The sequence below is a fragment of the Actinomadura sp. GC306 genome, assembly GCF_004348665.1.
Classification (GTDB): domain Bacteria; phylum Actinomycetota; class Actinomycetes; order Streptosporangiales; family Streptosporangiaceae; genus Spirillospora.
The window spans coordinates 1-9,655 of record NZ_SMKM01000256.1 but is presented as its reverse complement, the minus strand read 5'-3'; the positions used below and the strand labels follow the sequence as shown (position 1 = coordinate 9,655).

Below are 9,655 nucleotides of genomic sequence, written 5' to 3'. Positions count from 1 at the left end.
CCCACAGGGGCAGCCGCAGCAGCGGCCGGGCGGCGCGGTCTCCCTGACCAAGAGCGCCCCGTCGGTCTCCCTGACCAAGCACGGCGCGACGTCCGGGCACATGCGGGTCAACCTCAACTGGAGCGCCCGCGAGGGCGTGGCCAAGGGGCTGCTCGGCAAGCGCCGCCGCGGTGTCGACCTCGACCTCGACCTGTGCTGCCTCTGGGAGCTGCGGGACGGCCGCAAGGGCATCATCCACGCGCTGGGCGACATGGGCGCGCTCGACCGCCCGCCCTACATCAAGCTCGACAAGGACGACCGCACGGGCGCGATCGCGACGGGCGAGAACCTGCACATCAACCTCGACCACACCGCCGACTTCAAGCGGATCCTCGTCTTCGCCGAGATCTACGACGGCGCCGACGACTTCCGCGGTCTGGACGCGATCGCCACGCTGTTCCCGGTGGGCGCGCCGCCGATCGAGATGAGCATGAACGACTGCGTCGACGCGTCGCGGGACGCGGTCCTGGCGCTCATCGAGAACGTGGGCGGTGAGCTGGTCGTCCGCCGTGAGGGCCGGTTCGTCCTGCCGCCTCCCGGCCGTCCGCGCTGGGGAAAGATGTCGGTCGACCAGGCGTACAACTGGAACCTGGAGTGGGTCGCCGCGCGCGGTAAGGACTGAGGCCCGGCCCGGTGGCGGGGGCCCGCGGCTTCAGGCGGCCTTGACGGCGTCGGCCGGCTTCTTGTCTTCGCGGGCCACCCGCCCCGGTGCGGCGGAAAGCCGGGCGGTCGTGCACCGCCGTCACAGGAGGCTGAGCTGCCCTTCGCCCGCGAGGGGGTCTCGGTGCTTCTTCAGGTGCCGCCAGCGTGGAAGGTCGTCCAGATACGACCAGGACATCCTGTGGTGCGGTGTGGGCCCGAGCTCCTCCAGCGCCTTCTGGTGGGTGGGCGAGGGGTATCCGGCGCTGTCCGCGAAGCCGTACCCGGGGTGCTCGCCGTCCAGCTCGGCCATCAGCCGGTCGCGGTGGACCTTCGCCAGGACGGAGGCGGCCGCGACCGTGACCGACCTCTGGTCGGCCTTCACCTCGCAGCGCACCCGCCAAGGGCTGCTGAGGAAATCGTGCTTGCCGTCCAGGATGACCACGTCGGGCGCGACGGGCAGCGACTCCAGCGCGCGGACGGCGGCGCGCCGCAGCGCCTCGGTCATGCCGACCTCGTCGATCTCCTCGGGACCGGACGCCGCGATCGCGTGCCCGGCGAGCCAGCCGGGCAGCATTTCGGCGAATGCCTCGCGGTGGGCCTCGGTGAGCAGCTTGGAGTCGGTCAGCCCGATCACCTTCTTGCCCCGGCCCTGCAGGACCGGTGGCGGGCTCAGGTCGGTGACGGCGGCGCACACGACGACCGGTCCGGCCCAGGCGCCGCGTCCGACCTCGTCCACCCCGGCGATCCTGAGCGGACGCCCCCTGCCGGACGGCGCGGCCCGAAGTTCGTCTTCTATCTCGTAGCCCGCGATGCGTGAGGTGGTGCTGGTGCCGACCGGGACGGGATCCAGACCGGGCAGGGCACGGGTGGGGTCGGCCAAGGGGTCTCCTTAGGAGCGGTGCTCGGGAACGCGAGAACGCAGCGATTGATCGTAGGGTGCCCGGTGCCCTGCGCACCGGGAATCAGCTGCTTGAACAGGGGGGCATCGTGCCGGCTTCCACGGGGCCGAGTCATGGTGAGTCAACGAACCGGGCGGGGGGAGTCCCGTTCCGGGCGGTCCTGCGCTTTACTCGCTTCTGATGGCTTTGTTCGGCAGGTCGCGCTCCCGCCCGGCGAAGGACGCCGCGGCACGGGATCTATTCGAGCGCCTCCGGTGGCGGTACTTCCAGATCACCCCGGGCGTCCGGTTCCTCGGCGGGGTGCTGCTGACCGTGCTCGCGGTGGCGGCCGCGGTCGTGTTGGACGGCCCGGTCCTCATCGCCGCCGCGGTCAGCGTGCTGGTCGTCATCACCGTCCACCTGACACTGCGGTCGCCGACGGCGATGGCGGTCGTCGCGGTCATCGCGTCCTGGGCGGCGGTTTCGGTTCCGCTGGGCGGGCTCTACCCGGACGGGCCGCGCCCGCTCTACCTGGAACCGGCGCTGCTCCTGGCCGTGCTCGCCCTCCCGGTGGCGGTGGCGGCGTTCCGCCTGCGCGGCTACACGCCGTGGTGCACCGCGCTCGCCGCCCTAGGCGCCGCCGGGCTGGTCACCGCGGCGGTCGCCCAGCTGATGCCGGAGGGGAGCGTGGCCCCCGGCTGGGTCGCGGCCCTCGGCGTCCTCGCCTACCGCTGGGACCAGGCACGCCGCGCGGTGCCCGCGGAGGCGTACGAGACCGGCTGGGTGCAGGAGCAGGCCGGCCCCCGCGGAGACGCCGGGCCGCGCAGGAGCCCGTCCGGCCCCGACAAGCGCCCCCGGCCCGACCGGACCGACCGGTCGAGCCGCCTCGGCAGATCCGACAGGCGCGGGGAGGACGAGGCGTCCGCGCCGCCGCCCGCGCCCGCGCCGCCCGAGCCGCGGGCACCCGAACCGCGCGTAGCCGAGCAGCGCGCCGCGGCGCAGGCGGCCCCCGCGGCCGAGCGCGCCGCGCCGCCCGAGCCCCGCCGGGAGCGGGTGCCGGACATCTCGGTGGCCGAGGCGCTCGCCGAGCTGGAGGGCATGATCGGGTTGGAGCCGGTCAAGCGGCAGGTCCGCTCCATCGCCGCGTCCATCGAGGCCGCGCACATGCGCGCGGCGGCCGGGGTGCCGACGGAGAAGCCGATGCGGCACTTCGTGTTCGTCGGGCCGTCCGGGACGGGCAAGACGACCGTGGCGCGCGTGCTCGCCAAGATCTTCTACGCGTTCGGGCTGCTCCCCGAGCCGGCGGTGGTCGAGGCGCACCGCGCCGACCTCGTCGGCGAGTACCTCGGCGCCACCGCCATCAAGACCAACCGCCTCGTCGACTCGGCCCTGGGCGGGATGCTGTTCATCGACGAGGCGTACAGCCTGGCCAACTCCGCCGAAGGGCAGCCCGACCGGTTCGGCGACGAGGCCGTCCAGGCGCTGCTCAAGCGCGCCGAGGACGACCGCGACAACCTGGTGATCATCCTCGCGGGCTACGACGCGCAGATGGCCGAGTTCCTCGACTCCAACCCCGGCCTGGCCTCCCGGTTCGGCACGCGCGTGCACTTCCCGTCGTACCGGCCGGCGGAGCTGCTGCGGATCGCCGACTACCACACCGGGCTCCGGGAGGACCGCCTCGATCCGGAGGCGCGGCGGCGGCTCGCCGCCCGCTTCGAGGAGATCGAGCGGCGCGGCATCGTCGACGAGCTCGGCAACGGGCGGTTCGTCCGCACCCTGACCGAGGCCGCCGCCCGCGCCCGGGACCTGCGGGTCGTCGGCGCCGCGGCCGCGTCCGGCGGGCCCGCCGAACCCAGCGCCGACGACCTGGTCACCCTGCGCGCCGAGGACGTAGAGGCCGCGTTCGCCGAGGTCACCGAGCGGTACCGCGGGTACGCCGAGACGCCGACGCTGGACGAGGCACTCGGCTCCCTCGACGCCATGATCGGGCTGGAGCCGGTGAAGCGGCAGGTCCGCGAGATCGCCGCGCAGCTCCAGGTCGCCCGGATGCGGCAGGAGCAGGGCCTGGTCACCCGCCCGCCGACCCGGCACTTCGTGTTCACCGGGCCGCCCGGCACCGGCAAGACCACCGTCGCGCGGGTGCTCGGCCGCATCTTCGCCGCGGCGGGGCTCCTCGCCCGTCCCGAGGTGGTGGAGGCGCAGCGCGCCGACCTCGTCGGGGAGCACCTGGGCGCGACGGCGCTGAAGACGAACAAGGTGGTCGATTCGGCGCTCGGCGGCGTGCTGTTCATCGACGAGGCGTACTCGCTGAGCAACGCCGGCTACTCCGGCGGGGACGCGTTCGGCGCGGAGGCCGTGCAGACCTTGCTGAAGCGTGCCGAGGACGACCGGGACCGCCTCGTCGTCGTCCTCGCCGGCTACGAGGCCGACATGGGCCGCTTCCTGTCGTCGAACCCCGGGCTCGCCTCCAGGTTCGACGTGCGCGTGGATTTCCCGTCCTACGGGCCGGACGAGCTCCTCCGCATCGCCCAGCTCATCGCCGAGGAGGGCGGCGACCAGTGGGAGGAGCGGGCACTGGACGATCTCGCCCTGGTCTTCCAGCGCGTCTGCGGCGCCGGACTGATCAACGAGCTCGGCAACGGCCGCTTCGCCCGCTCCATGTACGAGAAGGCGAGCGCGTGCCGGGCGCTGCGGGCCGCGCAGCTCGGTGACGCCGCCACCCCCGCCGACCTCACGCTCCTCACGACCGACGACGTCCGCGACGCGTTCGCCGACCTGGCGCACCGACTCGGATGAGGGCGTTTCCGTCGGTGGCATGGGCTGTAATCGGAGCATGACATCGGTGACGTGGCCGCAGGTGCTGGCCTGGCGGATGCGACGGCAGTTCATCGAGGACCCCGCCGACGTGCCGGCGGAGCGGGTGGCGCGGCGCCTGGCCGGAGTTCAGGCGCAGGTCGCGTCGTCCGCCGAACTCGCCGTCGCGGTGCGGCAGGCGCCCGTGCGGCAGGGGGACGTCCGCCGGGCCCTGCTCGACGAACGGACCCTTGTGAAGACGTGGGCGATGCGCGGAACACTGCATCTGATGCCCGCCGACGAGGCCGCCGCCTTCCTGGTGCTGTGCGGTGCCGTCCGCAACTGGGAGAAGCCGAGCTGGCAGAAGACGTTCGGGGCCACGCCCGCCGACCTGGAGGCGATCGCCGACGCGGCGAGGGACGCCCTCTCGGACGGCGCGTCGCTCACCCGCGAGGAGCTCACCACGGCCGTTGTCGAGCGGACCGGCTCAGGGCATCTCGCGGAGGTGCTCGGCTCGGGGTGGGGCACGCTTCTCAAGCCGCTGGCCTGGTGGGGCGTCCTCTGCCACGGGCCGGCACAGGGCACGCGCGTGACGTTCACCGCCCCCGAGCGGTGGCTGCCCGGCTGGACGGGCCTGCCCGCGATCGAGGACGCCGCCCCGACGGTGATCCACAGGTTCCTGGGTGCGCACGGTCCGGCCACCCCCGACATGTTCGACAACTGGCTCATGCGCAAGCTGAACCGGAAGAAGGACGTCAGAACGTGGTTCGCGGCGGCTGAGGACGGTCTCTGCACCGTCGAGGTGGACGGCGTGGAGATGTACATGCTGGAGGAACACCGTGACGAGCTTCTGGAGACCGCGCCCAGCACGTCCGTCCGGTTGCTCGGCGCGTTCGACCAGTACGTCCTGGGGGCCGGAACGTCCGCGACCTACCTGGTGCCTGGGGAGCGCCGCAAGGAGGTGAGCCGCGCGGCTGGATGGATCTCGCCGGTCGTCCTGCATGAGGGCCGTGTCGCGGGTGTCTGGGAGGCCAAGGACGGTGACGTGGCCGTGAGCCCGTTCGAGGACGTCCCCGCCGCTCCGCTCAAGGAGGAGGTGAGCCGCCTGAGGTCGCTGCTGTCCTGAAGGGGGTAGCTCACTGCGGGCCCGGAGCACTCATCTAGGGTTCCGATCGTGGATGAGCGAGACGAGCGAGACGAGCCGGCCGACTACGGGCAGAAGCGGTACAGGCCGCCCGCGGGCGCGACGGAGATCCTGCTGATCAGGCACGGCTCCTCCCAGGCGGCCCGCGCCGACAGGCCGTTCCCGCTCGTGGACGGCCACGGCGACCCGGACCTCGCGCCAGAGGGACGCGAGCAGGCCGAGCAGGTCTGCGAACGGCTCGGCGGCGAACGCTTCGACGCCCTCTACGTCACGCCTCTGCGCCGCACGTCGCAGACGGCGGAGCCGCTGGCGCGCCGGCTCGGGATGGAGCCGCTCGTCGAGCCCGGCCTGCGCGAGGTGTACCTCGGTGAATGGGAGGGCGGGCTGTTCCGCAAGATGGTCGCCGAGAACACCCCGGTGGCGCAGCGGATGTTCGCCGAGGAGCGCTGGGACGTCATCCCGGGGGCGGAGAACGACGAAGCGTTCGGAAGGCGCGTGGACGAGAGCCTCACGCGGCTCGCCGTGGCGCACCCGGGCGGCCGGATCGCGGTGTTCACCCACGGAGGCGTCATCTCGCGCGCGCTTGCGGCGGCCACCGGATCGAGGCCGTTCGCGTTCCTGGCGCCGGACAGCGCGTCCATCTCCCGCCTGGTGAGTCTCAACGGCCTCACCACGGTCCGCGGTTTCAACGACACCTCACATCTGGACTGGTCGGCCCCCGAGCCCCTGAGCTAGAGGCGGAAGCGGAGGCGCTGGCCGGGACGCAGCTGCGCCGCGTCCGCGATGGCGGACGACGCGAGCACCGCGACGACGGGGTAGCCGCCGGTCGTCGGGTGGTCCGCCAAGAAGATGATGGGCAGCCCGCTGGGCGGCACCTGGAGCGAACCGGTCACCATGCCTTCGCTGCCGAGTTCGCCCTCGCGCGCACGCGCGAGGGGCGGGCCTTCCAGCCGTACGCCGACGCGGTTGCTGTCGGGGGTCACCTCGTAGAGCGTGGAGGTGAGCGTGTCCAGCGCCTCCTCGGTGAACCAGTCGTCACGGGGGCCCGGCCGGATACGCAGGACCGGTGTCTCCGGCAGGGGAGGCGGGGGCGCAACGTCCACGGTGATGTCCCCGAGCCCCTTGGTGGAGCCGATCGGTACGCGGTCGCCGGGCGACAGGGGCGCGGGGCCGAGCCCGGACAGTAGGTCGCACGAACGGCTTCCCAAGACCTCATCGACGACGACGCCACCGCGGACGGCGAGATAACTGCGCAGCCCTGACGGCGGCGTGCCGAGCTCGACCAGCGCCCCAGGCGGGACATGGGCGGGAGCATGTGTGCCCTGGGCGCGGCCGTCGATGCGCAACGGTGCCGGTGCTCCCGTCACCGCGATCCAGGCGGCGCGGCGGAAACACAGTGACGCCCCACCGAAGGTGAGCTCCAGGGCCGCCGCGCCTTCCGGGTTGCCCACGAGCCGGTTGGCCAGGCGGAAGGCGGGCCCGTCGGCGGCGCCCGAGCACGGGACGCCCAGATGCGCCCGGCCGGGCCTGCCGAGATCCTGGACGGTCGCCAGCGGCCCTGGCCGGACCACTTCGATCACGGCGACTCCCGGGGGACGAACCGGACGTGCATGCCCGGCCGGAGCAGCGACGGCGGGTCGCGCGCGACGTCCCAGAGCCGCAGTTCGCTGCGTCCCAGCAGCCGCCAGCCGCCCGGCGAGCGGGACGGGTAGACGGCCGCGTACCGGTCCGCGATGGCCACCGACCCCGCGGGCACCGCCGTGCGCGGCGACTCGCGGCGCCCCACGTGCAGCGCCGGGTCCAGGCCCGTCAGATAGCCGAAGCCGGGGGAGAAGCCGAGGTAGGCGACCGTGTACGTCGCGGCGGAGTGCCGGCGGACGACCTCGCCGCGCGACAGCCCGGTGAGCTCGGCGACCTCGTCGAGATCCGCGCCGTCGTAGGTGACCGGCACCTCCACGGGCTCCGTGTCGGCCGCGGCGTCGTCCGGGAGTCGCAGCCGCGTGAGCCGTTCCGCGAGACGGCCGAGGTCGGCTCCCGTGTCGGCGACCACCAGGACGGTGCGCTCTCCTGGGACGATGTCCACGACGTCTGGCAGCGGGTCGTCGCGGAGGGCCGCGTCCAGCCGGTGCGCGGTCGCGAGGTCTGCGGCCTCAACGAGCAGGGCGGCGTCCCCGGCCCGCACGACCTTCAGGCGGTTCACGCGAACGACTCCAGCGTGACCCCGGCTTCCGACAGGGCCGACCGGACTGCGCGTGCGAGGAGCGCCGCCCCGGGGGTGTCGCCGTGTACGCAGATCGACCGCGCCCTTAGCGGGACCTTGGCGCCGTCCACCGCCACGACGGTTCCGTCCACGGCCATCTGGACGGCGCGGCTGACCACCGTCCCCTGGTCGTGAATGACGGCCCCGGGCTCCCTGCGGGACACGAGCGTGCCCGCCGGCGTGTAGGCCCGGTCGGCGAACGCCTCGGTGACGACGGTGATGCCCTCGGCGACGTCGTGCACGGCGGAACCGGGAAGCGTCAACAGCGGAAGCGACGGATCGTACGTCCGTACCGCGGCCACGACCGCCCGCGCCTGCACGGGGTCACGGGCGATGCGGTTGTAGAGGGCCCCGTGCGGCTTGACGTAGGCGACACGTCCGCCCTCCGCGCGCGCTATGCCGTCCAGTGCGGCGAGCTGGTAGAGGATCTCGGCGGTGAGTTCCGGAGCGTCCACGTCCATCTCGCGGCGTCCGAATCCGGCCAGGTCACGGTACGACACCTGGGCGCCGATGGTCACCCCGCGCTCGATGGCGGCGGCGCACACCCGCCGCATGATCAGCGGGTCCCCCGCGTGGAAGCCGCACGCCACGTTCGCGCTTGTCAGCACGTCCAGCAGCGCGATGTCGTCACCCAGTTCCCATATGCCGAACCCCTCACCGAGGTCGGCATTGATGTCGATGACCGCCATGCCTTAGACCTATCACCGAAAGAACGCCTTCAACCCGCCCGCAGCGGCCTCAGACGAACTCCTCGCGCAAGTCCTCGACCTCGGTCTCGGACGCCCATGCCTGGTACACGCCGCGGTCGAACAGCTCCAGCCCGAGCCGCTCCGCCACCGGCGCCCTGCCGCCGCTGTACTCCACGCGCAACCAGCCGTCGTGCTCGCCGAGGACCACGAACGGCTCACCGCGCCACGTGCAGTGCGTGGTGACGTAGTGCAGGTGGTCCACGTCCGACAGCGGCACCACGTGGATGAACCGGCTGGCGGTGACCTGCTTGAAGCCGTCGAGGTGCCGCGAGGCGTACAGCCGCACCCGGTCGCCGTCCGGGCTCGCCTCGTACTCGGTGCCGCGCCAGCGCGCGTAGAAGCCGTGCCGGACGCTCATGCCCGCCCTCCCCGTCCGCCGGGCAGCTTCACCAGCCAGCGGCGCAGGTCGGCGTCGTAGCCGGCGACCAGCCGCTCCCTGCCGTCCGCGGCGATGCGGTACATCTCCGCACCGTGCGGCAGCCGCTGGCTCTCGATCTTGAACTCGGGGATGGCGGGACCGTCGCCGGGCGCGTACCCCGACCCGGGGAACGGCGCCTTCTCGATCACCCATCCGCCGGGGATGATCCCCATGCTCCACTCGTCGATCCCGCCGAGCGGCCGCCGGAACAGCGGCGGCTTCACCGCCGGCCACCGGATCACGTGGATCTCCTCGCTCATCGGCGTGAACGGCGAGCCCTCGTAGATGAGCCCGAGGCCGCGGATCAGGGCGCCGGGCGTGGTCAGCTCCCGGACGTCGTGGAACCTATGCACGTAACCGGCGACGAGGTCGTAGCCGCCTTCCAGATAGTGCGGCACATGCTCGGGCCGCACCACCTTCTGCATCACCACGACCTTGGGCACGCCCTCGCCCGGTGCCCGGCCACTCGCGGCGGGCACCTCTCGCGTGTCGCCCGCGTCCCTTCTCGGTTCACGTCCGGCGACGGGGATGTCCTGTTCCCGTGTCCGCTGCCCGCGCCCAGGGCCGGCCGGAGCGCCCGGCACGTCCGTGGTGACGCCCCGCTGAGGGACGCCCGGCGCCGCGCTGGGCCTGCTCTGGGCAGGTGCCGGTTTCGCCTGGGCCGCCGCGGGCTTCTCCTGGCGCGGGACGGCGGGCGCGTCATGCACCGGGGCAGGCGGACTCGGGGGAGGC

At 73.1% G+C, this 9,655-nt stretch carries 9 protein-coding genes and 1 pseudogene; 4 read left to right on the top strand and 6 right to left on the bottom strand.

Going from position 1 to position 9,655, the window contains the following annotated elements; all coding sequences use genetic code 11:
- Positions 1–661: pseudogene (locus E1200_RS26890) on the top strand (stress protein); the annotation flags it as partial.
- Between the two features lie 120 nt (positions 662–781).
- On the opposite strand, the gene E1200_RS26885 reads toward E1200_RS26890, so the two are convergent.
- Entirely contained in the window at positions 782–1,477 is a 696-nt protein-coding gene (locus E1200_RS26885; protein WP_243708852.1) for a ribonuclease HII, read from the bottom strand.
- 283 nt (positions 1,478–1,760) lie between these two features.
- Here E1200_RS26885 and E1200_RS26880 point away from each other — a divergent pair, with 283 nt between their 5' ends.
- From E1200_RS26880 to E1200_RS26870, 3 genes are read left to right on the top strand one after another with little or no spacing between them, the layout of a single operon-like run.
- Positions 1,761–4,355: an AAA family ATPase gene (locus tag E1200_RS26880; protein WP_131954865.1), complete on the top strand. Its 2,595-nt coding sequence runs from the start codon at positions 1,761–1,763 to the stop codon at positions 4,353–4,355.
- Positions 4,356–4,392: 37 nt separating this feature from the next.
- Positions 4,393–5,478, top strand: a complete 1,086-nt coding sequence (locus tag E1200_RS26875; protein ID WP_131954864.1) for a winged helix DNA-binding domain-containing protein — start codon at positions 4,393–4,395, stop codon at positions 5,476–5,478.
- 48 nt (positions 5,479–5,526) lie between these two features.
- Positions 5,527–6,231 (top strand): histidine phosphatase family protein, encoded by a 705-nt coding sequence (locus E1200_RS26870; protein ID WP_131954863.1) that lies wholly within the window; start codon positions 5,527–5,529, stop codon positions 6,229–6,231.
- On the opposite strand, the gene E1200_RS26865 is transcribed toward E1200_RS26870, so the two are convergent.
- From E1200_RS26865 to E1200_RS26845, 5 genes are read right to left on the bottom strand one after another with little or no spacing between them, the layout of a single operon-like run.
- Positions 6,228–7,076: a biotin-dependent carboxyltransferase family protein gene (locus E1200_RS26865; protein ID WP_131954862.1), complete on the bottom strand. Its 849-nt coding sequence runs from the start codon at positions 7,074–7,076 to the stop codon at positions 6,228–6,230. The genes E1200_RS26870 and E1200_RS26865 overlap by 4 nt on opposite strands.
- Positions 7,073–7,687 (bottom strand): 5-oxoprolinase subunit PxpB, encoded by a 615-nt coding sequence (pxpB, locus tag E1200_RS26860; RefSeq protein ID WP_131954866.1) that lies wholly within the window; start codon positions 7,685–7,687, stop codon positions 7,073–7,075. The genes E1200_RS26865 and pxpB overlap by 4 nt, the downstream gene beginning before the upstream one ends.
- 5 nt (positions 7,688–7,692) lie before the next feature.
- The gene (locus E1200_RS26855) at positions 7,693–8,445 is read right to left on the bottom strand and encodes a 5-oxoprolinase subunit PxpA (RefSeq protein ID WP_131954861.1); all 753 of its coding nucleotides are present in this window, start codon (positions 8,443–8,445) and stop codon (positions 7,693–7,695) included.
- Positions 8,446–8,494: 49 nt separating this feature from the next.
- A complete protein-coding gene (locus E1200_RS26850; RefSeq protein ID WP_131954860.1) occupies positions 8,495–8,863 on the bottom strand; it encodes a hypothetical protein in 369 nt (122 codons plus the stop codon).
- Positions 8,860–9,402: a hypothetical protein gene (locus E1200_RS26845; RefSeq protein ID WP_131954859.1), complete on the bottom strand. Its 543-nt coding sequence runs from the start codon at positions 9,400–9,402 to the stop codon at positions 8,860–8,862. Before E1200_RS26845 ends, E1200_RS26850 begins: the two co-directional genes overlap by 4 nt.
- Positions 9,403–9,655: the final 253 nt, after the last annotated feature.

Excerpts from the sequence above, each read along its gene's own strand:
- E1200_RS26880 (WP_131954865.1), top strand. The coding sequence starts at position 1,761 with ATGGCTTTGTTCGGCAGGTCGCGCTCCCGCCCGGCGAAGGACGCCGCG.
- E1200_RS26875 (WP_131954864.1), top strand. The coding sequence starts at position 4,393 with ATGACATCGGTGACGTGGCCGCAGGTGCTGGCCTGGCGGATGCGACGG.
- E1200_RS26855 (WP_131954861.1), bottom strand. The coding sequence starts at position 8,445 with ATGGCGGTCATCGACATCAATGCCGACCTCGGTGAGGGGTTCGGCATA.
- E1200_RS26850 (WP_131954860.1), bottom strand. The coding sequence starts at position 8,863 with ATGAGCGTCCGGCACGGCTTCTACGCGCGCTGGCGCGGCACCGAGTAC.